The organism is Pseudomonas sp. MF6767 (assembly GCF_016405475.1).
GTDB lineage: Bacteria > Pseudomonadota > Gammaproteobacteria > Pseudomonadales > Pseudomonadaceae > Aquipseudomonas > Aquipseudomonas paracarnis.
Genome location: NZ_JAEKCY010000019.1, coordinates 1 through 23,612 on the forward strand (window position 1 = coordinate 1; position 23,612 = coordinate 23,612).

Here is a 23,612-nt window from a genome sequence, read left to right on the forward strand (position 1 = left end):
GCCAGGCCGCCCAGCTCGACGCACTGTTGCAGAAGTGCAGCCCAGTACTTCAGGAGAACTTCAAAGCCAAGTACGGCTGTGCCGCCAACGTCTTCAAATCCGAATTCGATGCCGTCTCTGCTCGAATCAGCAAGTCCGCCAGTCGGCCGCAGGAGTAAGCCATGCAAATAATCACTGAAGTTGAGCAGGGTTCGCCGGAATGGCTGGCTCTGCGCTTGGGTATCGTCACTTGCTCGGAACTAGAGTGCTTGCTTACTAACGGCAAGGGCGAGGCCGGTTTCGGTGTCGGCGCCTTCACCTACATGAACACCCTGATCGGCGAGCGCATCACCGGCGAAGCTGCCGACCCGTTCATGGGCAACCGCCACACCGAGCGCGGCCACGAACTGGAAGGTGTCGCCCGCAAGCTCTACGAGCAGCGAGAGGAAGTCGAAACCAACCAGGTGGCGATCATCCTTAACCACGGCGCCGGATACTCGCCTGACTCGCTGGTGGGACCTAAGGGCCTTACCGAAATCAAAACCAAACTCCCGAAGTTCCAGGTTGAGGTGATCCTCTCCGGCGAGATCCCCAAGGAACACGTCGCCCAGTGCCAGGGCGGCCTTTGGGTATCGGAGCGCGAGTGGATTGATTTCGTTTGCTACTGGCCAGGTATGCCGCTGTTCATCAAGCGCGCTTACCGCGACGAGGCGATGATCCGCAAGCTGTCCGAGCGGGTTAAGACATTCTACGAGATCCTCGAAGACCGCATGAACCAAGTATTGGGGATAGCAGCATGATCAGCATCCTACAGAACGAAGTAGAACGCCTTCGGCCGGCATCCGAAGATATCGCTGCCAGGACTGCAGTGTTCCTGGCAGCGGGCGGCAAGATCGATGATTCAGGCACGTCTAAGCCTCGGCCTGAAGTTCTCTCCAGCCTAAAACAGCCTCCTACCTTCTACCGGCCAGCGGTAAAGAGTGAGGTTGAGTTGCAGGTGGCAAGGATCCGCGAAATGGCCCCTACCACCAGCCGCCGCGACATCTGCGACAAGGAGGGGATCACCCTTGGTGTGCTTAAGGGCATAGCAGGTCGGTACGGGATCACGTTTCCGATCAGGCCGAAGCAGCCAAGCCCGCCGAACAAAGTGGATTCAATCAGGGATGCATTCCTGGTCATTCGAATCGGTGAGTGCATCGCCGCGGGCGTCAGTCGTCAACAGTGCTGCATCAACCTCAAGATCAGCTCAACCCTGCTCTACCGGCTGATCAAGGACTATGAAATCGACTATCCCAAGCTGAAGCCTGCGTTCCGATGAATAAACGAGTTCAGCAACGCAAACGTCAAACCTGGCTCGCACTGCCGGCCAGCGGAATAGAAGAGGTAGGCCATGGCCAAGACTGTGCAGGAACGCTCGGCAAAAACTGCCAGGAAGCGCGTGGCACTTGCCGAAGAGGAATTGAGGCTCAGGGTTCGCCCCGGCACCCGCCAGGCGCTGGACGACCTGATGGAGTGGTCAGGCATTACTGAGCAAGGCGAGGCGATGACGCTGATGATTCATCACCTGCACGCGATGGGCTCCGCGAAGTGCCAGCCGCTGCTAAAACCACCGCGCCACGAGATTGAGATATCGCAAAACGTGGCGCGGGAATTTCGCAATAAAAGCCTGATGGCCATCCAGAAAGACCCGGGCGACGAGATCATCGAACCCGCCTAATCCGGCTCCATGCCGGTCACCCGTAATACCCCATATCAACGAATCACGCCAGCCTGCGCGGCAGGCGCGTGCCTGGAGGTGCGATATGTCTACCCCCCCCCCAACGCATCAAGCGTAACGATCTGTCGCGCAGGCGCATCCGTAAGCGCGTCCTGCGGGCCTTCAAGTCGAGCTTTCGACTGAAAGGCGGGCCAATTGAGTCGGCATGGCTGACTACGCCGGGAACCATGGTGTTCTCGCTCGGCGAATGGCGCGGACACTACAACGCCAAGAACGAATGGGTGGCCCTATGACCCCTCATGAGTTCATAGAAAAGAACGTACACGACGAGCTACGCAAGCAGGGCTTCAAGGCTGGCGTGTGCTTCTCAGTTTCGCGTGATGCCGTGGACTACTACCGCCAGCGAAGCATGTTCAGCAAAAGCGTTGTGCTGGATGTGCTGGCTTGGTCGAAGAAGCGCGCCAAAGAGCTTTCGCGATAACTCCCCCACTCCACCGCCCGGGCATGGCCCGGAAGGAATCCCCATGCCTACTCATCACGACGAAACCCTGCCGCAGCGATACGAAAGAGAGCACCAGGCCTACCTGAAGCTCTGTGGAAGCATGACAGCCGAGCAGGTGGCTGACCTTCAATTGCAGCTGAACAACTCGTTGGCCAGAGAGCAGGCCCTGCAAGCCCTGCTGACCGCAGCGGATGAGCGGGCGGATGTGCTGGAGGGGTTGTTACAAACGATTAACGCTAAGGCATCAAAGTCGCACATCAGCCAAAGTCTTTGGCGGCTGAAAACCGACATGGCCAATATTGCTCAGGTTACTGAAGCCGCACTCAAACCAGCAGAGGGTCGCAATGAGCCGAATTGCCTACGGTGCTTGGACAAGAAGACCGTACCGAGCAACCTGGCGGAAGGCTATGTGATGGACTGTCCCGACTGCTGCAGCGAGGAAGGCTAACACAACCCAACTCCCCGCCTACTGCTGGTGCCTGCTGGCACTGGCACAACTTATTTGCTGAAACCTCTGTAACCCCTCCCCCTTCAAAGTCAGCCGCTATAGCGGCAAGGATACCTATGCGCCTGAAGAAAGCTGAGCGAGAGCAAGTGCGCTTGAAGTACGGCGGGCACTGCGCCTATTGCGGCGTGCTGCTGGGTGACCGGTGGCACGCCGACCATCTAGCCCCAGTGGTGCGTGAACTGCTGTCCAAGCAGACCGCCGCCGGCACCTGGAAGCTGGTATCGGGCAAGCCACTGCGACCCGAGCATGACGTGCTGGAGAACATGATGCCGGCCTGCGCACCCTGCAACATCAGCAAGGGCGGCCAAACCCTGGAAGGCTGGCGCAGCTGGATCGCAAGACACGTCGAGTCGCTGAACAACTACACCCCAATCTACCGACTGGCCAAGGCATATGGCCTGATTGCCGAGACTGGCGCGCCGGTGGTTTTCTACTTCGAAAAGGTGATCCCGTGAGCGAAATCAAAGAACGCCCCATCCTTTTCTCGGCGCCTATGGTGCGCGCCATCCTGGAAGGCCGGAAGACGGTCACGCGCCGGGCGGTAAAGGCTCAGCCCAGCTCGAGAGCCGACATCGGCAGCTATGGCCGTGGCCAGCCCTTCATTCGCAACGCTGACGTGACGAAGCCTAACCCTGAGTGTCCCTACGGACGGCCCGGCGACCGGCTGTGGGTGCGAGAGACATTCATCGATCTGCGCGGCACCGGCGTCGAGCATCGACCAGACCCGAACGGCCCGCTTCAGCGCTACGCCTACGCTGCAGACTGCCGCCCCGGATCGCACAGCGACGAGGCAAGGAAAGACTTCGGCTTGAAGTACAAGCCCAGCATTCATATGCCACGCGCCGCCTGCCGCATCCTGCTGGAGGTTACCGACGTGCGCGTCGAGCGGTTGCAGGACATCAGCCGCGCCGATATCCGGGCGGAAGGCCTGCAGTGTCCGCCGGAACTCGCAAGCGATGACGTATCACCGAATTACCGAGACTGGTACCCGGCCGCATGGCGGGAGTTGTGGGAGTCCACTGGCGGCGACTGGAACGCCAATCCGTGGGTCTGGGTGGTTGATTTCAAGCGGGTGACGCCATGAAGCTCACAGAGAAACAGCAACTCGTCCTCGATGAGCTGCGCAAGATCGGGCGGAAGAATGCCTTCCTCTATCGCGACTCAACACCTCATCTGCATCAGAGCGATTGTGCGAAGCTCGTGCGCGGAGATCAAACGTGCGTCTTCGGCATGGGTGGACTGAGCTACCAGGTTGCATACCGCCTTAAGGTCAAGGCCGGGGCCGTGCTCAGCATCTTCAAGGCGCTTGAGCGCAAAGGCTTGGTGATTCGCGAGAGCGGTTACCCAGAATATCAGCGGCCGCGCTACTGGTGGCCGATTGGCCTGGCTGCCGACCTCGCCATGGAACTGAACCTGAAAACCGAGGTGACGCCATGATCGCCCCCCCCTCTGGTTCGCCTGCGTCTTCATCTACGAGGTGGACAGGTCATGAGAAAGGTGAGCCGCTTCATCGACGACCCCGCGGCTAGGTTCGGATTCCGCTCTGTACCAGCCACCTATGAGGACGCCGAGAAAATCACCGGCTTTCGCCTGGATCGGCGCATCAACTACCTGATCACTCAGAAAGGAGAGGTTGAGCAGGAAAGCTGGTGCACCCTGGATTGCTCTGGGTGCAGCTGCGGGTGCGAAGGCGGCTGCAGCTGTGGCCCATCCGCGGGCTGCAGCGAATGTGGCTACACCGGCAAGAGCCGGCATTACTTCAGCTTTCCGCCCTCCCCTACAGAACGCAAAAACTCCTAACCCCAATCCCCCTACATGCCTGCCGGTGAGCGGGATCACGGAAGCTGACTATCGATCCATCGTTCAGCTGCCGCCATCGCGTCATCAAGCGCTGCCGGATAGTCAGGCCAGGGGCCTTCCAACTCTGCTGCAACCTCACCCAAACCATTGATGGGCGCTGGTTCAATGATCTTTGCGGCAACAGGGCTCTCGTCGTTCGGGCGGCGCCAATCGAACTTGAGAAACATCACGTGGCCCCGGTAAGCGTGCGCTATCGGAGAATCGAAGTTATGTGACACGTCCATGCCTCGTCACGAACTTGGTTGAACCCTTTTGTACACAACATTCCGCGCACTTTAAATATCGGCAAAACGCCATTACTCCATTCCCCTATATGCCGCCGAGCGCGGCAAGGACACCCGATGTTCGCTATGAAACTCACCCTGATACTGCTGGGCGCTTTGCTGTACCTGGTAGGAACCATCGGCTGGTACGGCTGGATCTGGCTCGACCTGCTGGACACCGGCACCACCGAGGCGCTGCTATACGCATTCGCCGGCACCTGCGCCTGGCTGCTTGTCAGCTTCGGCCTGTCAATCCACGTCATCAAGACAGCGCGGCCCACGGTGGGCGGGAGGTAGGTATGGGCGCGCAACAACTGATACCGCGATTCATCCGAGCAAAGGAAGCGCCTGGGTACCTGGGCATGTGCCGGGCAATTTTCGACGAGACCGTCAGGCCCTTCGTCAGCGAGTTCCCCATCGGCGGGCGCGGCGTTGGCTTTGATCGACAGGAGCTGGACGACTGGGCCACGGCGTACGTCGAGGCAAAGGCGATTGATAAAAAAGGCGCAACGGAGCAACAATCGCCCCGCAGCGAGCGCCAGAAAGGAGATAAATCATGGCGCGAAAATCGATCACAGGCCTCTCCCAAAGGAAAGGCATCTGGCATATCGACAAGAAAATCAACGGAGAACGACTTTACGAAAGCACTGGAACTGGTGACCGGGAAGAAGCGGAGCGCTACCTGATCTTCAGGCTGGAGCAGATCCGGCAGCAGAAGGTGTACGGCGTGAAGAAGGTCAGGACCTGGCGGGAGGCGGCGACTCGCTTCCTGCTGGAATTCAAGGATCAGCCTTCAATCAAGCTTTCGGCCCATCACCTTTCTCAGCTCGACCCATTCATTGGCGACATGCCGCTGACCCACATCGATGACCAGGCTCTGGTGCCTTTCATCGAGGACAGGTTGGCGACCAAAAAGCTTGAAGGTGGGAAGGTAAAGAAAGGTGTCAGCAACAGAACGGTGAATATCTCGATCGAGCGTGTGGTTCGGGTTTTGTCGTTGTGTGCCAGGAAGTGGCGAGACGATGAGCGCAGGCCGTGGCTGGATAGCGTGCCGATGCTCACGAAACTGGAAGAGAAGAAGTCGAGCCGCAAGCCGTACCCGATGTCATGGCCGGAGCAGTCGATTCTTTTTGGCGAGTTGCCGGCTCACCTGCAAACGATGGCGCTGTTCAAGGTGAACACCGGCACGCGGGAACAGGAGGTCTGCAAGCTGAGATGGGATTGGGAGATTGCGGTACCGGAACTGGGCACCAGCGTTTTTCTGATACCGGCCGACTTTGGTGGCAGGCATGAGCGCTCTGGCGTGAAGAACGGTGACGAGAGGCTGGTGGTGCTGAACAGCGTGGCCAGGTCGATCATCGAGAAGCAGCGCGGTATCAGCAAGGAATGGGTCTTCCCTTACAACGGCACCGCGATGCACCGCATGAACGACTCGGCCTGGAAGAAGGCGCGGGTGAGAGCGGCGAAACTCTGGCAGGAGGAAAACCTTCGCCCCGCTCACCCTGGGTATGCATCCATCAGGATCCATGACCTTAAACACACGTTTGGCCGTCGGCTGCGCGCCGCAGGCGTAACCGAGGAAGACCGTAAGGCCCTTTTGGGGCACAAGAACGGCAGTATCACCAGTCACTACTCGGGCGCTGAGCTCGGGCATCTGATTGAAGCTGCGAACATGGTATCAGCAACCGATTCTCGCGGACCGATACTGACAATCTTGAAGAGGAAGCAGGCTTGAAAAAACGAGAAGTCACGCAAATGTCACGCACATGAAAAAGGCCAATGCTGTGAACATTGGCCTAAGTCATTGAATAATATGGTCGGGACGGAGTGATTCGAACACTCGACCCCTAGCACCCCATGCTAGTGCGCTACCGGACTGCGCTACGCCCCGACTAGGCGTGTTACTGGGTTCGCTTCTTAACGAAGCGAACCGGAATATACCGCAAGCTTTTGAAATGTGGAAGTATTTTTAAAGCTTGAATCATTTTTTCAGCACCACCAGTACATCTTCCAATTCGGAGATCATCTGGCGGATCAGTTGCTTGTATTGGGTGGTGTCGTCTTTGGCTTCATCACCGGACATACGCTGGCGTGCGCCGCTGATGGTGAACCCCTGGTCGTACAGCAACGCGCGGATCTGTCGGATCATCAGCACGTCCTGGCGCTGATAATACCGACGGTTCCCGGTGCGTTTGACGGGGTTGAGTTGAGGAAACTCCTGCTCCCAATAGCGCAGCACGTGTGGTTTTACCGCACACAGCTCGCTGACTTCACCGATGGTGAAGTAGCGCTTGCCTGGGATGACGGGTAGCTCGTCGTTATGACTTGGTTCCAGCATAAGCCTCAACTCGGGCCTTCAACTTCTGCCCTGGACGAAAGGTGACCACACGGCGAGCCGTGATCGGGATTTCTTCTCCCGTTTTTGGATTGCGGCCAGGCCGCTGGCGTTTGTCTCGCAGGTCAAAATTGCCGAAACCGGACAATTTGACCTGTTCGTTGTCTTCCAGAGCGTGTCTGATCTCTTCAAAAAACAGCTCAACCAATTCCTTGGCCTCGCGCTTGTTCAGACCCAACTCTTCGTACAGACGTTCCGCCATCTCAGCTTTCGTCAAAGCCCCCATACGTCACTTCCTTAACGTGGCGTTCAACCTTTGTTCGAGCGAGGTGAGGATATTTTGCGTCGTGGTATTCACCTCATCGTCATTAAGAGTGCGCGATGGATGCTGCCAGGTCAAGCCAACTGCAAGGCTTTTTCTATGCGGATCAATGCCTTTACCCTGATAGACGTCAAATAGCCTGAGGTCTGTCAGCCATTCCCCTGCATTTTCACGGATTACATCCAGAACTGCAGTGGCAGCGACTTCACGGTCGGCAATCAGGGCCAGGTCGCGACGCACTTCAGGGAAGCGCGACAACTCGCTGAATTTAGGCATCTTGCCCGACGCAACTTCAGCCAAGACTAGCTCAAACACGAAGACTGGACGGTCCAGCCCCAAGGTTTTCGACAGTTCTGGGTGAATGGCGCCCACAAAGCCTACCAGGCGACCTTCACGCTCTATACGTGCAGTCTGGCCTGGATGCAACGCTGGGTGGCTACCCGGCACGAACGTAAAGGCGTCCAACGCACCGGCAAAGCCGAGCACCGCTTCCACGTCTGCCTTGACGTCGAAGAAGTCCACGACCTCACGGCCTTGCGCCCAGCCTTCCGGCAGACGGCTGCCGCAGACGACGCCCGCCAGCATCGGCTCTTGCTTCAAGCCATCAAGCTGGCCGACGAAACGCAAGCCGCTTTCGAACAGACGCACGCGGTCTTGCTGGCGGTTCAGGTTGTGAGAAAGAGCCTTCACCAGGCCCGGCCACAGCGACGAACGCATGGCGGCCATGTCGTTGGAGATCGGGTTGGCCAACAACAGCGGTTCAACACCAGGGTTGAACAACTCGAACTGCTTTGGATCAATGAAGCTATAGGTCACGGCTTCCTGATAACCACGGGCAACCAGCAGGCGGCGCAGTTCAGGCAGGTGCGCACGCGCTTCGGCCTTGGGTTGCGGTGCCAGGCGTGCTTGCGGATAGCGAACCGGCAGGCGGTTGTAGCCGTACAGGCGCGCCAGCTCTTCGATCAGGTCGACTTCCAGGCTGATGTCGAAGCGATGGCTAGGTACTGCAACCTGCCACTGCCCTTCCCCACCCGCAGAAATACCCAGGCCGAGCGCAGACAGCAGTTGCTCGATTTCAGCCGGCTCGATGACCAGGCCGAGCATTTGCTCAACGCTTTTGGCACGCAAGGTAATCGGTGCAATCGACGGCAGGTACTGTTCGTTGACAGTTTCGGTAATCGGGCCGGCTTCACCACCGGTGATTTCCAGCAGCAGGCCGGTAGCGCGCTCCATGGCTTCACGGGCGAGTTTCCAGTCCACGCCACGCTCGTAGCGGTGCGACGCATCGGTGTGCAGGCCGTAGGAACGAGCCTTGCCAGCGATCGCGATCTGGTCGAAGAACGCGCTTTCAAGGAATACGTCACGGGTGGTCGCGGATACACCGCTGTGCTCGCCACCCATCACGCCGGCAATTGCCAGGGCACGTGTGTGGTCGGCGATGACCAGAGTGTCGGCACGCAGGCTGACTTCCTGGCCATCGAGCAGCACCAGTTTCTCGCCTTCCTCGGCCATACGCACGCGGATGCCGCCATTGATTTCGGCAAGATCAAACGCGTGCAACGGCTGGCCGAGTTCCAGCATCACGTAGTTGGTGATGTCGACGGCAGCGTCGATGCTGCGTACATCGGCACGACGCAGGCGCTCGACCATCCACAGCGGGGTTGGCTTGGACAGGTCCACGTTGCGGATCACACGTCCCAGGTAACGCGGGCAGGCGTTTGGTGCCAGTACCTCAATCGAGCGTACTTCGTCGTGTACCGCCGGTACGGCAGCGACCACTGGACGAGTGACAGGTGCGTTGTAGAGCGCGCCCACTTCACGGGCCAGGCCAGCCAGGGACAGGCAGTCGCCACGGTTGGGGGTCAGGTCGACCTCAATGCTGGCGTCTTCCAGTTCCAGGTAAACACGGATGTCCTGACCCACTGGCGCGTCGGCCGGCAGCTCCATCAGGCCATCATTGCCCTCACCCACTTGCAGTTCGGCCTGGGAGCACAGCATGCCGTTGGATTCAACGCCACGCAGCTTGGCCTTCTTGATCTTGAAGTCGCCCGGCAACTGGGCACCGATCATAGCGAACGGGATCTTCAGGCCCGGGCGCACATTAGGCGCTCCGCACACGACCTGAAAGGTTTCCGAGCCGTTGCTGACCTGGCACACACGCAATTTGTCGGCATCAGGGTGCTGCTCGGTGCTCAACACCTCGCCCACCACCACACCACTGAAAACACCGGCGGCCGGCGTAACGCTATCGACCTCAAGACCGGCCATCGACAGGCGAGCAACCAGCTCGTCGCGATCTACCTGCGGGCTTACCCAGCCACGCAGCCATTGTTCACTGAATTTCATCCTGCTCTCCTAAAGATTCGTTACGACTAGCGAAATTGCGCGAGGAACCGCAAGTCGTTGTCGAAGAACAGACGCAAGTCGTTCACGCCGTAACGCAGCATGGCCAGACGCTCAACGCCCATGCCGAAGGCAAAGCCCGAGAACTCTTCTGGATCGATCCCGGACATGCGCAGCACGTTGGGGTGAACCATGCCGCAGCCCATCACTTCCAGCCAGCCGGTCTGCTTGCACACACGGCAGCCTTTACCGCTGCACATCACGCATTCCATGTCGACTTCAGCGGATGGCTCGGTGAACGGGAAGAACGAAGGACGGAAACGTACCGCCAACTCTTTTTCGAAGAACACCCGCAGGAACTCTTCGATGGTGCCTTTGAGGTCGGCGAAATTGATATCGCGATCAACCAGCAGGCCTTCGACCTGGTGGAACATCGGCGAATGGGTGATATCCGAGTCGCTACGGTACACACGGCCTGGGCAGACAATGCGGATCGGCGGCTTGTTCGCTTCCATGGTGCGGACCTGTACCGGCGAGGTATGGGTGCGCAGCAGCATGTTGGCGTTGAAATAGAAGGTGTCGTGCATCGACCGGGCCGGGTGATGGCCTGGGATGTTGAGCGCCTCGAAGTTGTGGTAGTCGTCTTCGACCTCAGGGCCTTCGGCAATGCCGTAGCCGATGTGGGTGAAGAACTGTTCGATACGTTCCAGAGTCCGGGTGATCGGATGCAGACCGCCCGACGCCTGGCCACGACCAGGCAAGGTCACGTCAATGGACTCGGCGGCGAGCTTGGCCGCAAGATCGGCCTTCTCGAGCGACGCCTTGCGCGCATTGAGAACCTCTGTGACACGCTCCTTGGCGACGTTGATCAGCGCACCGACTTGCGGACGCTCTTCAGCGGGCAGATTTCCCAGGGTCTTCATCACCTGAGTCAATTCACCTTTCTTGCCAAGGTAGTGAACCCGGATTTGCTCCAGGGCATTTACATCTTCAGCGCTTTGCACAGCCTCAAGGGCTTGGGCGACGAGCGCGTCCAGGTTTTCCATGTACAGACTCCAGATACAAAATAGGGGAAGAGCTTGAAGGCTCTTCCCCTATTTATGACGTTTACCACCTTGGGCCACAGGAGTAGCCCAGGGTGACTGTCGGGGGTACTTAAGCCAAGGAGGCTTTAGCTTTCTCGACAATCGCAGCAAACACCGCTTTTTCGTTCACGGCCAGTTCAGCCAGAACCTTACGGTCGATTTCGATGGACGCTTTTTTCAGGCCAGCGATGAAACGGCTGTAGGACAGACCGTTAACACGTGCACCGGCGTTGATACGAGCGATCCACAGAGCGCGGAACTGACGTTTTTTCTGACGACGGTCACGGTAGGCGTATTGGCCTGCCTTGATTACCGCTTGCTTGGCAACACGGAATACGCGTGAACGCGCGCCGTAGTAGCCTTTAGCAAGTTTCAGAATTTTTTTGTGACGCTTACGGGCCATGACGCCACGCTTTACACGAGCCATGAGTTACTTCCTCTATTCTTGAACCAAAATTAACGAAGGCGCAGCATGCGCTCGACTTTTGCCACGTCAGACGGATGCAGCAAGCTGCTACCGCGCAGTTGACGCTTACGCTTGGTCGACATTTTGGTCAGGATGTGGCTCTTGAAAGCGTGCTTGTGCTTGATGCCGTTAGCAGTTTTCAGAAACCGCTTAGCAGCACCACTTTTAGTTTTCATCTTTGGCATGTTCGGTACTCCGCATTCAGTTGATAAACATAATCAGAAGGCCTGCCGTGCCCTGTTGATTACTTCTTCTTTTTCGGGGCGATGACCATAATAAGCTGGCGTCCTTCCATCTTAGGATGCTGTTCGACCGAACCGTACTCCAGCAGGTCAGCTTCAACCCGCTTGAGGAGTTCCATCCCCAGCTCCTGGTGGGCCATCTCACGGCCGCGGAATCGCAAGGATACCTTGGCCCTGTCCCCATCACTCAGGAAACGTACCAGGTTGCGCAGTTTTACCTGGTAATCCCCTTCCTCCGTCCCTGGACGAAACTTGATTTCTTTTACTTGAATCTGCTTCTGGTTCTTCTTCGCTGCGGCAACCTGCTTCTTCTTTTCGAAGATAGATTTGCCGTAGTCCATCACCCGACAAACAGGTGGGATTGCATCGGCGGAGATTTCCACCAGGTCCAGCTTGGACTCTTCTGCAATACGAAGCGCTTCATCAATCGAGACGATGCCAATCTGCTCGCCATCAGCGCCAATTAACCGAACCTCGCGTGCCGAGATATTCTCGTTGATCGGGGCTTTCGGTGCAGCTCGTTTATCTTGTCTCATTTCACGCTTAATAATAATTACTCCGAATCTGGGCGACCACGCCGGGAAACCGCTTGCGCGAGGAACTCAGCGAACTGGGCGACGGGCATCGAGCCCAGGTCAGCACCTTCACGAGTACGCACAGCGACAGTCTGCATCTCGACTTCCCGATCTCCGATAACCAAAAGATAGGGAACCTTGAGCAAAGTATGCTCGCGGATTTTAAAGCCGATCTTTTCATTTCTCAAGTCGGACTTGGCACGAAATCCGCTTTCGTTGAGAGTTTTTTCAACTTCAGCGGCAAAATCTGCCTGTTTATCAGTGATATTCATGATCACTGCCTGGGTCGGAGCCAGCCACGCAGGGAACGCGCCCTCGTAGTGCTCGATCAGGATACCGACGAACCGTTCGAACGAACCGAGGATCGCCCGGTGCAGCATAACCGGGTGTTTACGGCTGTTGTCTTCGGAGACGTATTCGGCTCCCAGACGGATCGGCAGGTTAAAATCGAGCTGCAGGGTACCACACTGCCAGACACGGCCAAGGCAATCTTTGAGCGAGAACTCGATCTTCGGACCGTAGAACGCGCCCTCACCCGGCTGCAGATCGTACGCAAGGCCCGCACTGTCGAGCGCAGCGGCCAGTGCCGCTTCGGCGCGATCCCATAGCTCGTCGGAACCGACGCGTTTTTCCGGACGAGTGGACAGCTTCATCTCGACTTCGGTAAAGCCGAAATCGCGATAAACGTCCATGGTCAGCTTGATGAACGCTGCGGACTCGGCCTGCATCTGCTCTTCGGTGCAGAAGATGTGGGCGTCGTCCTGGGTGAAGCCACGCACCCGCATGATGCCGTGCAGCGCACCCGATGGTTCGTTACGGTGGCAGGCACCGAACTCGGCCAGGCGCATCGGCAACTCGCGGTAGCTCTTCAGGCCCTGATTGAATACCTGCACGTGGCACGGGCAGTTCATCGGCTTGATGGCGTAGTCGCGGTTTTCCGACTGGGTGGTGAACATGTTGTCGGCGTAGTTGGCCCAGTGCCCGGATTTCTCCCACAGGCTGCGATCAACCACCTGGGGAGTCTTGATCTCCAGGTAACCGTTTTCGCGCTGCACCTTGCGCATGTACTGCTCAAGCACCTGGTACAGAGTCCAGCCATTCGGGTGCCAGAACACCATGCCCGGCGCTTCTTCCTGAAGGTGGAACAGGTTCAGGCGCTTGCCGATCTTGCGGTGGTCGCGTTTTTCAGCTTCTTCGATGCGCTGGATATAGGCGGCCAATTGCTTCTTGTCAGCCCAGGCCGTGCCGTAGATCCGTTGCAGCTGTTCGTTCTTGGCGTCACCGCGCCAGTAGGCACCGGACAGCTTGGTCAGCTTGAACGATTTGAGGAAGCGCGTGTTTGGCACGTGCGGGCCACGGCACATATCCACGTATTCTTCGTGGTAGTACAGCCCCATGGCCTGCTCGTCCGGCATGTCTTCTACCAGACGCAGCTTGTAGTCCTCGCCACGTGCAGTAAACACGTCGATCACTTCGGCACGCGGGGTGACTTTTTTGATGACGTCGTAATCTTTTTCGATCAGCGCGTGCATGCGCTGCTCGATGGCCGCCAGGTCGTCCGGCGTAAAAGGACGCTCATAGGCGATGTCGTAATAGAAGCCTTCTTCAATGACCGGGCCGATCACCATCTTGGCGGTTGGATACAGTTGCTTGACCGCATGGCCAATCAAGTGCGCGCAAGAGTGGCGAATGATCTCCAGCCCCTCTTGATCCTTGGGCGTGATGATTTGCAGGCTGGCGTCGCTGGTGATCAGGTCGCTGGCATCAACCAGCTTGCCGTCGACCTTGCCGGCCACGGTGGCCTTGGCCAGGCCAGCACCAATGGATGCGGCGACCTCGGCTACGGAAACCGGATGATCGAATGAACGCTGACTGCCGTCGGGAAGAGTAATAGTTGGCATGGCGCCTCCTCTCCTAGTGGTGACCCCTACCAAAGGTCACGTGGGTTGGGATGAGCCAGTACAAGATCCAACACCAGGCCGCTCAATAATGAACGCCTGCCTTACAGCGGCAGGAGCCTTTCGGCCAACCGATAATCGAACCAGAGTGACTGGAGTGAACAAAAAGAACCTGGCAAGGCGGCAAATGGCGCGCCCGGAAATAGCCAGGCAAGGATGCTAGCACAGATGAACGGTCATCGCGTTGGTCAAGCGCTGGGTAAAGAGCAATTCATGGCTTTACAGTTGCAAAAGTGAACTTGAGCTGTACGCAGGGCCTCAAAGCCACTGAGAATCGCCGTTCGTCCTCGACCCAAAGGAGCATCCCATGATGCGTTTTACCTCTACCCTCGCTGTCGCCGCTACCCTGAGCCTCCTTTCCCTCGGCGCGCAGGCTGCAGCCCCTTCCAACTGGCCAGCTGGCGCCCGTGACGCCTTCGTCAACGACTGCAGTGCCGCAGCCAGCCAGAACGTGGACGTCAAAACTGCCAAAGCCCACTGTGAATGTGGCGCTGACAAGATCAATGCCGAATTGAGCACTGCCGAGATCAAGGAATTGATGACCAACCAGAACGCCAGCCCGGAGCTTAAAAACAAAGCAGTCGCGGCTATTTCGTCCTGCAAAGTGGTGAAGAAAAAGTAAGATTGGCTGACGATTCGACGGTCATTTCACTGAAAAAACAGCCTGAAAACTGCCATTTCACACAAATTATGCAGGTTTTACGGCTTTTTTTAACAGCTGATATTTCGTCGCGAAGCCCCGTAAATCGGGGCTTTCAGCCGAACAACGGATCAAACGCAAAGCGATTGATTAGCAAACAGTGCCTTGGGGGGGCTCCCAAGCCGAACATTTCGACTATGATAGCCCTGTGTGCCCAGTTGGCCTGAGCAGCACAGCACTACTGAAAATATATGTTTCTTGGAGATACACCATGTCTAATCGCCAAACCGGCACCGTTAAATGGTTCAACGATGAAAAAGGCTTCGGCTTCATCACTCCTCAAGGTGGCGGTGACGACCTGTTCGTACACTTCAAAGCTATCGAAAGCGACGGTTTCAAAAGCCTGAAAGAAGGCCAAACCGTTTCCTTCGTGGCTGAGAAAGGCCAAAAGGGTATGCAAGCTGCACAGGTTCGCGGCGAGTAATTCTCCGCTGAGCTAAAAAAACCCCGTCCATGTGACGGGGTTTTTTATGGGCGATGCAAAAGCCGTATCAGCCGCAGTTAACCCGGTTGATCACCAGATTGTCGTCGGTGTTCAGGTTCAGGCGGTCAGAGCGATACTCCAGCGTGACCATGTCGTTGGGCTTGAGGATGCGTGCATTCTGCGCGCCAGCACGCGTACGTGCTTGCTCCAGCAACTGGGGCGAGGCTTTCTGGCCGATGGCGAACTCTGCGGCCTTCGACTCACAGCGGCTATGACCGGCATCGGTCACAGTGGCAGCTTTGCCTGGCTCAGAGGCACCCGGGGTACTGCAACCCGCCAACGCGAGCGCAGCCAACAAAGTACCGAATGATGCGAGCTTCCAAGGCATGAAGCCTCCTATGATAAAAAGTGGACAGAGATCGTGCGACAGCATTCAAAGCGATTGGTTTCAAGACGTTAACCGCCTGTGGGCAAGTCTGCCTGAGTCACGGCCTGCAATCGCTTGGTGAATCGTGACTAGATATGAACGTATTCAGTAGATATCGATGTAGTCCGACGAAGGAGTAGGCCAATTCTGCTTCAGCGCGTTGAAAATCTGCATGACCCAGACTTCATCGCTGGCCGCCACGTTGCCGACATAGCCGGAACCTTTGGCCCAGGTCTCCAGGCGAAACACCAGGCCAGCGATATCAGCCCCACCGACTACGCCGGAAGAAATGTAGGCGATGCCTTCTTTGGTTACCCGCAACTGGGTATGTTCGTCGTCACTGGCGCTGCCAAGCAATTGGCGCACGGCGTCCAGCGTCAGGTTGTCGGGCTTGCTCAAATCGATTTGCACGCGGTGTTTCCCGGCCATTTAACAGGCCAACAGTGTCGCACAGCCGCCGCTTCATGCCTAAGTAGCAGTGCCAAATGCCGTACAAAATGCTTAACTGCGCCCCTCTGGAACGGCGTTCCAGTGCATTGCCCCCGCATTTTTAGCCCGTGAGATTTCCATGACCACCGTAACGCTTCAAGCCGACATCAAAGCCAAGTGGCCCCAAGGGCAAAGTTCCTACAGCCCCGGAAGCCCGGAAGAACTGGCGATCATTGGTATCGACCTGTTGGTCAAGGAACTGGGCACCCAGGCGGCGCAAGCATTCATCGGCCAGATATTCGAGAAATACCCGGCCGACTACATGGGCGCCCAAGAGCGCGAATAGAACAGGGCGACGAGCGCCGCCCCGCTAACTTACTTCAGACGCGCCAGGCGCTCGGTCAGCAGATCGAAGAAGCCCTGGGCGTCGCCATTCTCAACCCAGAACACATTCTTCGGCTGCTTGAGGCCGTCATACCAATCGACAATGGTCTGGCCGAAGGTCGGGCCTTCGCGGCTGTCGACCACCATATTGGCCTCACGACCGCTGAACAGCGAAGGCTTGAGCAGGTACGCCACCACGGTAGCGTCATGGACCGGGCCACCCGGAATGCCGTAGTGCTCCATATCGCCTTTGACGTACTCATTCAGAATACTGCTGACGACCTTGCTCGCATTGTTGTTCAGGTCCGCAATCTTCTTCAGGCGGGCGTCGCTGGTGAGGACTTTATGGGTCACGTCCAACGGCAGGTAGGTCAACTTCACACCGCTTTTGAGCACGATCTCCGCCGCCACCGGATCGGCGAACAGGTTGAACTCGGCCACTGGGGTGATATTGCCGCCGTTGAAGTGGGCGCCGCCCATCACGACCACTTCCTTGATGCCCTGGGTGATTTCGGGCGCTTGAGTCAGCGCCAGTGCCAGGTTGGTCTGCGGGCCGAGCATGGCGATGGTGATGCTGTGCGGCTTGGCGCTGCTCAGGGTCTTGATCAGGTAGTCGACTGCATTGCCTTCGGCCAGGCCTGTTTTCGGTTCATGCACCGTGACGCCCGAGATGCCTTCCTTGCCATGGATATTCTCGGCGTAGATCGGTTTGCGCAACAACGGCGCTGGCGCACCTGCGTACACCGGGATGTCCTCGCGACCTGCCCATTCGCGCGCCAGGCGCGCGTTGCGGGAGGTCTTGTCCAGGCGCACATTGCCGGCGACGGTGGTCAGCGCACGAATGCTCAACTCCTCCGGCGAGGCCATGGCGAACAGCAAGGCCACCACGTCATCGGCACCCGGGTCGGTATCGATGATCAGGTCGATTTTTTCCGCCGCTTGGGCGCTTGCAGCAGTGAGCGCGGACAAAAGCAGAACACTCCGGAACAGGTTTTTCAGGGTAGGTAGACCACGTTGCATAAAGCACTCCTTGTCATAGGGGGGACGCTAGAACGTTACGCCGGACACCAGCGCGATATTGCAGTACGGCTGGCACTCGCCAGTGCGCACCACAGCGCGGGCATTGCGGCTCAATTGCTTGAATTGGTCATGGCTGAGCAGGCGTCGCTCGCCCAGTGCAGCCTGCTCTGTGAGCGTATTTAGCGCGGTCAGCGCGGGCGGTTGCTTCAGCAGGATCTCTTCTGCCAGAACATGGCTTTCCACCTGCATTTCGCTAAGCACGATGCGCAAGGTGCTGATGAAGTCCGGGATGCCCTGGGTCAGTGCCAGGTCGATCAATTCGACGCCGGGAGGTACCGGCAGGCCGGCATCGCCGATGACCAGAATGTCACCGTGGCCCAGGGACGCGATCACGCGCGACAGGGCGATATTCAGCAAAGGTGTCTTTTTCATGCGGGCACAAAACCTTGTACGTCGTGCAGCGTAGGAATGGAAGGCTGAGCGCCGGCGCGGGTCACTGACAACGCCGCCGCCACTTGGCCAAAACGGATCGCCTCGGCTTCGCTCTGGCCCGCGGCCAGCGCGGCGGCAAAGCCACCGACAAAGGTATCGCCAGCAGCGGTGGTATCCACCGCCTTGACCTTCGGCGCCACCAGGTGCTCAAAGCTCTTGCCGTCGGCAAACAGCGCGCCCTGGGCGCCCAGGGTGATGATGACCTTGCCAGCACCCGCCTGGATCAGCGCGGTCGCGGCGACCTTGGCACTGTCGAGGGAGTCGACCGCTACGCCGCTGAGAGCGCTGGCCTCGCTTTCATTGGGGATCAGATAATCGATCGAGGCATACCAGTCAGCGGGCAACGGTCCGCTTGCCGGGGCCGGGTTGAGGATGACGGTCTTGCCCAGCTCGCGACCCCGCTTGAGCGCATACCCAACGGCCTCCATCGGCACCTCAAGCTGGCAGATGATCACGTCTGCCGCCTGCAGCACAGCGTCACACGTTCGCAGCGACGCAGGCGTCAGCTCACCGTTGCTGCCGGCCACAATGACAATGGCGTTCTGGCTGCTGTCATCGACCACGATCAACGCCACACCGCTGGAGCCGTCCACCGTGCTGACTGCCTGGCAATCGATCCCTTCCAACAACAGCGCATCGCGCAATTGGCTGCCATAGGCGTCGGTACCGATGCATCCCACCATTGCGACACTCGCTCCCAGACGTGCCGAGGCGACAGCCTGGTTGGCGCCCTTGCCGCCGGGCACAGTGGAGAACGTCTGGCCGATCAGGGTTTCACCGGCACGCGGCAAGCGACTGGCGCGGGTGACCAGGTCCATGTTCAAGCTGCCTATTACCACTACTTTTGCTGGCATACATCAGTACTCATCAATTCGGTTCAGCGGTATTGGGCGAACACATCAGCCAATGGCGCGGTCGACTCACGCAAAACAATACTGGGCGTCACGATACGTTGATCGATCGGCAGTTGGGGTGTTGCGATTCGTTGCAGTAATAATTCGGCCGCAGTCTCACCCAACTGCAGGATCGACTGGCCGACCGTCGTCAGCGCCGGATAGACGTAGCGCCCCATCTGGATGTCATCGAAACCGATGACCGACAGCTCGCCCGGCACCCGCACATTGCGCTCGGCGGCGGCGCGCAGCACGCCAAAACCAATCATATCGTTGCTGGCGAAAATCGCGCTGGGCGGGTGTTGCGATAATAACTGTACAGCTGCGGCATACCCGCCCGTGCTGGTGAAATCGCTTTCCAGGGTACGACTGGCCAACACCTCGATGCCCGCCTCGCGCAATGCACGCTGGTAACCCGCCAGGCGCATCTGCGCCACGCGGGTATGCCCAGGGCCGCCGATACAGGCGATGTCCCGGTGCCCCAATTCCAGCAAGTGCCGGGTCGCCAGGTAAGCGCCCTCTTCGTGATCGATGCGCACCAGGTCCACATCAATCCCATCCAGCGCCCGGTCGACAATCACCATCGGCGTGCGCACTGCGCTCAAGCCTGCGGCAAGGCCACTGTCATCACCGCCCACGGATGTCACGATCAAGCCGTCGACGCGTTTTTCCAGCAACACGCGCAAATAACTGCGCTGTTTCTCTGCGTCGTCATCCGAGTTGCAGAGGATCACGCAATAGCCATTACGCTCGCAGTAATCCTCGATACCCCGAGCCAGCTCGGCAAAATACGGGTTGAGGCTGTTGGGCACCAGCAGCCCGATGGTGGCCGTAGTCTTGGCCTTGAGCGAGCGTGCGACGGCACTGGGCACGTAGTCCAACTGCTTGATCGCCGCCTCGACCTTGATGCGTACCGGCTCGCTGACTGGGCGCGTCTTGTTCACCACATGGGACACGGTGGTGTAGGAAATACCTGCAAGCGCTGCCACATCCTTGATCGTTGCCATGGTTCAGCCCCGCCGACTGGCGCGCTGGCTGCGATAAGTATCAAGGACCACAGCGATCACGATCACGGCACCGGTAATGATGCGTTTAGTCGGTTCCGTCGCGCCGATCTGCGCCAGCCCGGCGGCCAGGACCGAAATAATCAACACCCCGAAGAACGTACTGATGACCGAGCCACGCCCGCCCATCAGGCTGGTGCCACCGATCACTACGGCGGCGATCACTTGCAGCTCCAGGCCCGAACCGGCATTCGGGTCCGCCGCTTCCAGGCGCGAGATCTGGAACAGCGCCGCCACACCAGCCAACAGGCCCATCAGGCTGAACACCAGGACCTTGTAAGGCTTGGGATTGATACCCGCCAGGCGCACCGCTTCTTCGTTGGTGCCGATGCCGATCAGGTAGCGACCGAAGACCGTACGGGTCAGTACCAACTGGGCCGCGATGATCACCAGCAAGGCGATGATGAACGACGGAGAAATACCGAAGGCAATCGGGTTGGACAGCCAGGCAAACGAGTCACCGATATAAGCGGTGCGCGAGCCCGTCATCTGGTAGGCCACGCCGCGGGCCATCTCCAGCACGCCGAGGGATACGATAAATGACGGAATGCGCCAGGCCACCGTGATGGAACCGGTGATGGTGCCGGCCAACGCCGCGCAACCCATGCCCAACAGGGCGGCAGGCAACACGCTCCAGCCCCAGCCCAGGATCGCCACGCTGACTGCCGAGGCCGCCAATGCCAGTACCGATCCCACAGACAGGTCGATGCCGCCAATGATCAGGATGAAGGTCATGCCCACCGCCAGCACCATCAGGTCGGGAATCTGGTTGGCCAGGGTGCTGAAGGTGTCATAGGACAGAAAGTGATCGCTGAGCATCGAGAACAGCGCAATCATCGCCAGCAAGGCACCTGCCAGCCCGAGGTAGGTACCCAGGCCATAGAAGTTGCCGCCAGTTTTACCGGGGGAAATGTTTGTTTTCATGGGGTATTCCTAGGCGCTGCTTCGTTGAGCAGCGCATCACGTTTCTGATAGCCGGCAAAGGCGGCGGCGAGCAATTCGTCCTGGGTCCAGCTATCACGCTCGAAGGTCTCGATCAGGCGCCCGGCGGACAGCACACCGATGCGGTCACAGATCAGCATCAGCTCACGCAGGTCACTGGACACCACCACCAGCGCTTTGCCCTGGCGGGTCAATTCACCGAGCAAGGCATAGATATCGAACTTGGCACCGACGTCGATGCCGCGGGTAGGCTCATCGAACAGCATTACTGCGCAGTCGCGCTCCAGCCAGCGGCCAATCACCACCTTCTGCTGGTTACCACCCGACAGCTCGGACACCAGTTGCGTCGGGCTGGAACTGCGGATTCGCATGGCGTCGATCTGGCGCTTGGCCAGAGCGGTTTCGTTACGGCTGTTGACGACGCCCCCGCCGGAAATTTCCGGCATGTTGCCCAAGGCGATGTTGGCGCTGATGGACTGGGTCAGCAGCAGGCCTTCGCCCTTGCGGTCTTCGGTGATCAGGGCAATACCATGACCGACCGCGTCGACCGGCGAGCGAATGCTCACCACCTTGGCCGGCGAACCCAAGGCCACGGTGCCGCTATCGGCCGGGTCGGCGCCGAAAATCAGGCGCAGCAATTCGGTGCGACCGGCGCCGATCAGGCCGGAAATGCCAAAGATTTCACCGGCGCGCACTTCAAAGGACACATCGCGGACCTTGTCCGAACGGGTCAGGCCCGTCACGGTCAAGGCCGGACCTCCGATGGTACGCGGGCCCAAATCGATGTGTTCACCCAGTTCGCGACCGACCATCAAGGTCACTAACTGCTCACTGTTGTAATTGGCCATCGGCTCGACGCAGACCAGCTTGCCGTCGCGCAATACCGCAATGCGCTGGGCGACACGGGCCAACTCTTCGAGCCGGTGCGAAATATAAATGATCGCCACGCCTCGAGCCTGCAGGCGCGTGATTTGTTCAAACAGCATCTCGACTTCACGAGCAGTAAGCATCGCCGTGGGCTCGTCGAGGATCAATACATGGCAGTCGCCGATCAGGTTACGAGCGATCTCGACCATTTGCTGGTGACCAATGCCCAGGCTGCCTACCAGTGTGTCCGGGTCGATCGCGTCCAGGCCGACTTGGGCCATGGCTTCGATCGCGGCTTTGCGCAATTGTTTGCGGCTGATCCAACCACAGCGGCTCGGCAGGTTATCCAGGAACAGGTTTTCAGCCACGGTCAGCGTCGGCAGCAGGTTGAGTTCCTGCATGACCATGCGCACGCCCAAGGCTTCGGCCTGGGTGCGGCTGGCGGGGCGATAATCCTGACCGTTGAATTGCATGTGCCCGGTGGTGGGCGTGACCAGGCCGCCGATGATCTTCGACAAGGTACTTTTGCCTGCGCCGTTCTCACCGGTCAGCGCCAACACTTCCCCGCGATTGAGCGTCAGGGTGATGTCGGACAGAACCGGTTGGGCATAGGTCTTACCGATACCGCTGACCGAGAGGACAGCGTTCGGGGCGGAAGATGACATAGGAAAATCTCCAGGCGCCCGCTCAGGACGAGCGGGCGCTGTTGGGTACTGCCAGGATTACTGCTTGATGACGAGTTCGACCGGGGTTTCGATCACGCCATCTTTGGCATCGACTTTCTCACCCTTGACCAGCTTCAGCGCGTTCTGGATACCGAACACGGCTTGCTGGGCGGCGGCCTGGTCAGCGGTGGCCAACACGCGGCCGTCCTTGAGCATTGGCTTGATCGCGTCAATGTTGTCGTAACCTACCACCAACACCTTGCCGGCCTTGCCTGCCGCACGCACGGCGGAAACAGCGCCCAGAGCCATGTTGTCGTTACCGGCCAACAGCGCCTTGATATCCGGCGTTTCGCTCAGCATCGCTGCGGCGATTTTGTTGCCCTGGTCGATTTCCCAGTTACCGGACTGGGTGGAAACAATCTTCATGCCTGCGGCGTCCATCGCATCCTTGAAGCCTGCGGTGCGCTGCTGGGCATTGGTGGTAGTGGGTACGCCCTCGATGATGCCGACCTTGTCACCGGCGGCCAGTTGCTTGGCCAGGTAGTCGCCCACCAGCTTGGAGCCTTTGCGGTTATCCGGGCCTACAAACGGAATATCGAGGTTTTTGCTTTTGAGTACTTCCGGGTCCAGGCGATTGTCGATGTTGACCACCTTGATACCGGCATCGGAAGCCTTTTTCAGCACACTGGCGAGTGCCTTGGAGTCGGCGGGAGCAATGACAAGCGCATCAACCTTGGCGTTGATCATTTCGTTGACAATGGCGATCTGCGCGCTGGTATCGGTTTCGTTCTTGATGCCGTTGGAGATCAACTTGAATTCTGTTGGGTGCGCTTTCTGGTAATCCTTCGCACCGTCGGTCATGGTGACGAAAAACTCATTGGCAAGGGACTTCATGACCAAACCCACGGTAGGCGTTTTGGCAGCGTCATCGGCAAATGCAGAAGAGAGAGGCAAAGCGGCGGATGCGGCAGCAAGCACAGCAACAGCAAGAAGACGTCCAGCAAATGGCAGCTTCATGGGTTCACTCCGATCTTATGATTATTGTGAGCAACGCTTGCACCGAAGAGCCCTTCGGCAGCCCTCCCACCTGGGCGGCTGATACGAGCTGTCACGATGCGCCAAGGGCGCAGTGAAACATCTCGCAAACGTT

Annotated in this window: 32 protein-coding genes and 1 tRNA gene; 14 read left to right on the plus strand and 19 right to left on the minus strand. The window is 58.5% G+C overall.

The features are described from left to right. Positions 1-161 precede the first annotated feature (161 nt). The 8 genes from JFT58_RS23880 (at position 162) to JFT58_RS23915 (ending at position 4,143) form a co-directional block, all read left to right on the plus strand. Positions 162-779, plus strand: a complete 618-nt coding sequence (locus JFT58_RS23880) for a lambda exonuclease family protein (RefSeq protein ID WP_057975971.1) — start codon at positions 162-164, stop codon at positions 777-779. Continuing rightward, positions 776-1,297 carry a hypothetical protein gene (locus JFT58_RS23885; RefSeq protein ID WP_198834668.1) on the plus strand — a complete coding sequence of 174 codons (522 nt, stop codon included), beginning with the start codon at positions 776-778 and terminating at the stop codon, positions 1,295-1,297. Before JFT58_RS23880 ends, JFT58_RS23885 begins: the two co-directional genes overlap by 4 nt. 72 nt (positions 1,298-1,369) lie before the next feature. Continuing rightward, complete coding sequence (locus JFT58_RS23890) at positions 1,370-1,696, plus strand: hypothetical protein (protein ID WP_198834669.1); 327 nt, start codon at positions 1,370-1,372, stop codon at positions 1,694-1,696. 205 nt (positions 1,697-1,901) lie between these two features. Continuing rightward, complete coding sequence (locus tag JFT58_RS23895) at positions 1,902-2,177, plus strand: hypothetical protein (protein ID WP_057975980.1); 276 nt, start codon at positions 1,902-1,904, stop codon at positions 2,175-2,177. A 43-nt stretch (positions 2,178-2,220) separates the two neighbouring features. Beyond that, entirely contained in the window at positions 2,221-2,646 is a 426-nt protein-coding gene (locus JFT58_RS23900; protein WP_198834670.1) for a hypothetical protein, read from the plus strand. A 116-nt stretch (positions 2,647-2,762) separates the two neighbouring features. After that, entirely contained in the window at positions 2,763-3,161 is a 399-nt protein-coding gene (locus JFT58_RS23905) for an HNH endonuclease (protein WP_198834671.1), read from the plus strand. Further along, a complete protein-coding gene (locus JFT58_RS23910) occupies positions 3,158-3,790 on the plus strand; it encodes a hypothetical protein (RefSeq protein WP_198834672.1) in 633 nt (210 codons plus the stop codon). The genes JFT58_RS23905 and JFT58_RS23910 overlap by 4 nt, the downstream gene beginning before the upstream one ends. Next, complete coding sequence (locus tag JFT58_RS23915) at positions 3,787-4,143, plus strand: hypothetical protein (protein WP_198834673.1); 357 nt, start codon at positions 3,787-3,789, stop codon at positions 4,141-4,143. Before JFT58_RS23910 ends, JFT58_RS23915 begins: the two co-directional genes overlap by 4 nt. 398 nt (positions 4,144-4,541) lie before the next feature. Here the strand turns inward: JFT58_RS23915 and JFT58_RS23920 are convergent, their stop codons facing one another. Further along, positions 4,542-4,733 (minus strand): hypothetical protein, encoded by a 192-nt coding sequence (locus JFT58_RS23920; RefSeq protein WP_232458774.1) that lies wholly within the window; start codon positions 4,731-4,733, stop codon positions 4,542-4,544. A 174-nt stretch (positions 4,734-4,907) separates the two neighbouring features. On the opposite strand from JFT58_RS23920, the gene JFT58_RS23925 reads away from it, so the two are divergent. From JFT58_RS23925 to JFT58_RS23930, 3 genes are read left to right on the plus strand one after another with little or no spacing between them, the layout of a single operon-like run. After that, positions 4,908-5,126: a hypothetical protein gene (locus tag JFT58_RS23925; protein ID WP_198834674.1), complete on the plus strand. Its 219-nt coding sequence runs from the start codon at positions 4,908-4,910 to the stop codon at positions 5,124-5,126. Between the two features lie 2 nt (positions 5,127-5,128). Next, positions 5,129-5,515, plus strand: a complete 387-nt coding sequence (locus tag JFT58_RS30690; protein WP_232458773.1) for a hypothetical protein — start codon at positions 5,129-5,131, stop codon at positions 5,513-5,515. Beyond that, positions 5,401-6,564 carry a tyrosine-type recombinase/integrase gene (locus tag JFT58_RS23930; protein ID WP_232458785.1) on the plus strand — a complete coding sequence of 388 codons (1,164 nt, stop codon included), beginning with the start codon at positions 5,401-5,403 and terminating at the stop codon, positions 6,562-6,564. The genes JFT58_RS30690 and JFT58_RS23930 overlap by 115 nt, the downstream gene beginning before the upstream one ends. A 79-nt stretch (positions 6,565-6,643) precedes the next feature. On the opposite strand, the gene JFT58_RS23935 is transcribed toward JFT58_RS23930, so the two are convergent. From JFT58_RS23935 to thrS, 9 genes are all read right to left on the minus strand, one after another. Then, positions 6,644-6,720: transfer RNA gene (locus JFT58_RS23935), tRNA-Pro, on the minus strand. A 90-nt stretch (positions 6,721-6,810) separates the two neighbouring features. Then, positions 6,811-7,167 carry a MerR family transcriptional regulator gene (locus JFT58_RS23940; RefSeq protein ID WP_003174972.1) on the minus strand — a complete coding sequence of 119 codons (357 nt, stop codon included), beginning with the start codon at positions 7,165-7,167 and terminating at the stop codon, positions 6,811-6,813. Then, positions 7,148-7,450 (minus strand): integration host factor subunit alpha, encoded by a 303-nt coding sequence (ihfA, locus tag JFT58_RS23945; protein ID WP_002553164.1) that lies wholly within the window; start codon positions 7,448-7,450, stop codon positions 7,148-7,150. Before ihfA ends, JFT58_RS23940 begins: the two co-directional genes overlap by 20 nt. A 3-nt stretch (positions 7,451-7,453) precedes the next feature. After that, on the minus strand, positions 7,454-9,832 hold the full coding sequence (gene pheT / locus JFT58_RS23950; RefSeq protein ID WP_054898315.1) for a phenylalanine--tRNA ligase subunit beta: 2,379 nt from the start codon (positions 9,830-9,832) through the stop codon (positions 7,454-7,456). A gap of 26 nt (positions 9,833-9,858) precedes the next feature. Further along, entirely contained in the window at positions 9,859-10,875 is a 1,017-nt protein-coding gene (gene pheS, locus JFT58_RS23955) for a phenylalanine--tRNA ligase subunit alpha (protein ID WP_054898316.1), read from the minus strand. A 109-nt stretch (positions 10,876-10,984) separates the two neighbouring features. After that, complete coding sequence (rplT, locus tag JFT58_RS23960) at positions 10,985-11,341, minus strand: 50S ribosomal protein L20 (RefSeq protein WP_003192488.1); 357 nt, start codon at positions 11,339-11,341, stop codon at positions 10,985-10,987. A 29-nt stretch (positions 11,342-11,370) separates the two neighbouring features. Then, entirely contained in the window at positions 11,371-11,565 is a 195-nt protein-coding gene (rpmI, locus tag JFT58_RS23965; RefSeq protein ID WP_002553160.1) for a 50S ribosomal protein L35, read from the minus strand. 59 nt (positions 11,566-11,624) lie between these two features. Next, the gene (gene infC / locus JFT58_RS23970; RefSeq protein ID WP_015884933.1) at positions 11,625-12,176 is read right to left on the minus strand and encodes a translation initiation factor IF-3; all 552 of its coding nucleotides are present in this window, start codon (positions 12,174-12,176) and stop codon (positions 11,625-11,627) included. Then, the gene (gene thrS, locus JFT58_RS23975; protein ID WP_003192490.1) at positions 12,176-14,098 is read right to left on the minus strand and encodes a threonine--tRNA ligase; all 1,923 of its coding nucleotides are present in this window, start codon (positions 14,096-14,098) and stop codon (positions 12,176-12,178) included. Before thrS ends, infC begins: the two co-directional genes overlap by 1 nt. 364 nt (positions 14,099-14,462) lie before the next feature. On the opposite strand from thrS, the gene JFT58_RS23980 reads away from it, so the two are divergent. Both JFT58_RS23980 and JFT58_RS23985 read left to right on the plus strand, forming a co-directional pair. After that, a complete protein-coding gene (locus JFT58_RS23980) occupies positions 14,463-14,777 on the plus strand; it encodes a hypothetical protein (protein WP_019820908.1) in 315 nt (104 codons plus the stop codon). A gap of 289 nt (positions 14,778-15,066) precedes the next feature. Next, a complete protein-coding gene (locus tag JFT58_RS23985; RefSeq protein ID WP_003234260.1) occupies positions 15,067-15,279 on the plus strand; it encodes a cold-shock protein in 213 nt (70 codons plus the stop codon). 67 nt (positions 15,280-15,346) lie between these two features. Here JFT58_RS23985 and JFT58_RS23990 read toward each other — a convergent pair whose 3' ends face one another. Both JFT58_RS23990 and JFT58_RS23995 read right to left on the minus strand, forming a co-directional pair. Further along, the gene (locus tag JFT58_RS23990) at positions 15,347-15,667 is read right to left on the minus strand and encodes an I78 family peptidase inhibitor (protein WP_054898318.1); all 321 of its coding nucleotides are present in this window, start codon (positions 15,665-15,667) and stop codon (positions 15,347-15,349) included. 144 nt (positions 15,668-15,811) lie between these two features. Beyond that, complete coding sequence (locus JFT58_RS23995; RefSeq protein ID WP_034128280.1) at positions 15,812-16,117, minus strand: hypothetical protein; 306 nt, start codon at positions 16,115-16,117, stop codon at positions 15,812-15,814. A 157-nt stretch (positions 16,118-16,274) separates the two neighbouring features. Between JFT58_RS23995 and JFT58_RS24000 the strand changes: the two genes are divergently transcribed. Beyond that, on the plus strand, positions 16,275-16,481 hold the full coding sequence (locus JFT58_RS24000) for a hypothetical protein (RefSeq protein WP_003192496.1): 207 nt from the start codon (positions 16,275-16,277) through the stop codon (positions 16,479-16,481). Between the two features lie 29 nt (positions 16,482-16,510). Here JFT58_RS24000 and JFT58_RS24005 read toward each other — a convergent pair whose 3' ends face one another. The 7 genes from JFT58_RS24005 to JFT58_RS24035 are packed head-to-tail and all read right to left on the minus strand — an operon-like array spanning position 16,511 to position 23,479. Continuing rightward, positions 16,511-17,539, minus strand: coding sequence for a nucleoside hydrolase (locus JFT58_RS24005; RefSeq protein WP_054898319.1), 1,029 nt, complete (start codon positions 17,537-17,539; stop codon positions 16,511-16,513). Positions 17,540-17,566: 27 nt separating this feature from the next. Beyond that, entirely contained in the window at positions 17,567-17,971 is a 405-nt protein-coding gene (gene rbsD / locus JFT58_RS24010; RefSeq protein WP_034128236.1) for a D-ribose pyranase, read from the minus strand. Beyond that, complete coding sequence (gene rbsK, locus JFT58_RS24015) at positions 17,968-18,885, minus strand: ribokinase (protein WP_054898320.1); 918 nt, start codon at positions 18,883-18,885, stop codon at positions 17,968-17,970. The genes rbsD and rbsK overlap by 4 nt, the downstream gene beginning before the upstream one ends. A gap of 23 nt (positions 18,886-18,908) precedes the next feature. Next, complete coding sequence (locus JFT58_RS24020; RefSeq protein WP_003192500.1) at positions 18,909-19,931, minus strand: LacI family DNA-binding transcriptional regulator; 1,023 nt, start codon at positions 19,929-19,931, stop codon at positions 18,909-18,911. Positions 19,932-19,934: 3 nt separating this feature from the next. Beyond that, positions 19,935-20,912, minus strand: coding sequence for an ABC transporter permease (locus JFT58_RS24025; RefSeq protein ID WP_054898321.1), 978 nt, complete (start codon positions 20,910-20,912; stop codon positions 19,935-19,937). After that, positions 20,909-22,462, minus strand: a complete 1,554-nt coding sequence (locus JFT58_RS24030; RefSeq protein WP_054898322.1) for a sugar ABC transporter ATP-binding protein — start codon at positions 22,460-22,462, stop codon at positions 20,909-20,911. The genes JFT58_RS24025 and JFT58_RS24030 overlap by 4 nt, the downstream gene beginning before the upstream one ends. 57 nt (positions 22,463-22,519) lie before the next feature. Further along, positions 22,520-23,479: a sugar ABC transporter substrate-binding protein gene (locus JFT58_RS24035; RefSeq protein WP_003192504.1), complete on the minus strand. Its 960-nt coding sequence runs from the start codon at positions 23,477-23,479 to the stop codon at positions 22,520-22,522. Positions 23,480-23,612 lie beyond the last annotated feature (133 nt).

Bases quoted from the DNA above. Each gene is read 5' to 3' on its own strand.
- JFT58_RS23880 (WP_057975971.1), top strand. From the start codon at position 162: ATGCAAATAATCACTGAAGTTGAGCAGGGTTCGCCGGAATGGCTGGCT.
- JFT58_RS23885 (WP_198834668.1), top strand. From the start codon at position 776: ATGATCAGCATCCTACAGAACGAAGTAGAACGCCTTCGGCCGGCATCC.
- JFT58_RS23890 (WP_198834669.1), top strand. From the start codon at position 1,370: ATGGCCAAGACTGTGCAGGAACGCTCGGCAAAAACTGCCAGGAAGCGC.
- JFT58_RS23895 (WP_057975980.1), top strand. From the start codon at position 1,902: ATGGCTGACTACGCCGGGAACCATGGTGTTCTCGCTCGGCGAATGGCG.
- JFT58_RS23900 (WP_198834670.1), top strand. From the start codon at position 2,221: ATGCCTACTCATCACGACGAAACCCTGCCGCAGCGATACGAAAGAGAG.
- JFT58_RS23905 (WP_198834671.1), top strand. From the start codon at position 2,763: ATGCGCCTGAAGAAAGCTGAGCGAGAGCAAGTGCGCTTGAAGTACGGC.
- JFT58_RS23915 (WP_198834673.1), top strand. From the start codon at position 3,787: ATGAAGCTCACAGAGAAACAGCAACTCGTCCTCGATGAGCTGCGCAAG.
- JFT58_RS23920 (WP_232458774.1), bottom strand. From the start codon at position 4,733: ATGTTTCTCAAGTTCGATTGGCGCCGCCCGAACGACGAGAGCCCTGTT.
- JFT58_RS23925 (WP_198834674.1), top strand. From the start codon at position 4,908: ATGTTCGCTATGAAACTCACCCTGATACTGCTGGGCGCTTTGCTGTAC.
- JFT58_RS30690 (WP_232458773.1), top strand. From the start codon at position 5,129: ATGGGCGCGCAACAACTGATACCGCGATTCATCCGAGCAAAGGAAGCG.
- JFT58_RS23940 (WP_003174972.1), bottom strand. From the start codon at position 7,167: ATGCTGGAACCAAGTCATAACGACGAGCTACCCGTCATCCCAGGCAAG.
- ihfA (WP_002553164.1), bottom strand. From the start codon at position 7,450: ATGGGGGCTTTGACGAAAGCTGAGATGGCGGAACGTCTGTACGAAGAG.
- pheT (WP_054898315.1), bottom strand. From the start codon at position 9,832: ATGAAATTCAGTGAACAATGGCTGCGTGGCTGGGTAAGCCCGCAGGTA.
- pheS (WP_054898316.1), bottom strand. From the start codon at position 10,875: ATGGAAAACCTGGACGCGCTCGTCGCCCAAGCCCTTGAGGCTGTGCAA.
- rplT (WP_003192488.1), bottom strand. From the start codon at position 11,341: ATGGCTCGTGTAAAGCGTGGCGTCATGGCCCGTAAGCGTCACAAAAAA.
- rpmI (WP_002553160.1), bottom strand. From the start codon at position 11,565: ATGCCAAAGATGAAAACTAAAAGTGGTGCTGCTAAGCGGTTTCTGAAA.
- thrS (WP_003192490.1), bottom strand. From the start codon at position 14,098: ATGCCAACTATTACTCTTCCCGACGGCAGTCAGCGTTCATTCGATCAT.
- JFT58_RS23980 (WP_019820908.1), top strand. From the start codon at position 14,463: ATGATGCGTTTTACCTCTACCCTCGCTGTCGCCGCTACCCTGAGCCTC.
- JFT58_RS23985 (WP_003234260.1), top strand. From the start codon at position 15,067: ATGTCTAATCGCCAAACCGGCACCGTTAAATGGTTCAACGATGAAAAA.
- JFT58_RS23990 (WP_054898318.1), bottom strand. From the start codon at position 15,667: ATGCCTTGGAAGCTCGCATCATTCGGTACTTTGTTGGCTGCGCTCGCG.
- JFT58_RS24000 (WP_003192496.1), top strand. From the start codon at position 16,275: ATGACCACCGTAACGCTTCAAGCCGACATCAAAGCCAAGTGGCCCCAA.
- JFT58_RS24005 (WP_054898319.1), bottom strand. From the start codon at position 17,539: ATGCAACGTGGTCTACCTACCCTGAAAAACCTGTTCCGGAGTGTTCTG.
- rbsD (WP_034128236.1), bottom strand. From the start codon at position 17,971: ATGAAAAAGACACCTTTGCTGAATATCGCCCTGTCGCGCGTGATCGCG.
- rbsK (WP_054898320.1), bottom strand. From the start codon at position 18,885: ATGCCAGCAAAAGTAGTGGTAATAGGCAGCTTGAACATGGACCTGGTC.
- JFT58_RS24020 (WP_003192500.1), bottom strand. From the start codon at position 19,931: ATGGCAACGATCAAGGATGTGGCAGCGCTTGCAGGTATTTCCTACACC.
- JFT58_RS24025 (WP_054898321.1), bottom strand. From the start codon at position 20,912: ATGAAAACAAACATTTCCCCCGGTAAAACTGGCGGCAACTTCTATGGC.
- JFT58_RS24030 (WP_054898322.1), bottom strand. From the start codon at position 22,462: ATGTCATCTTCCGCCCCGAACGCTGTCCTCTCGGTCAGCGGTATCGGT.
- JFT58_RS24035 (WP_003192504.1), bottom strand. From the start codon at position 23,479: ATGAAGCTGCCATTTGCTGGACGTCTTCTTGCTGTTGCTGTGCTTGCT.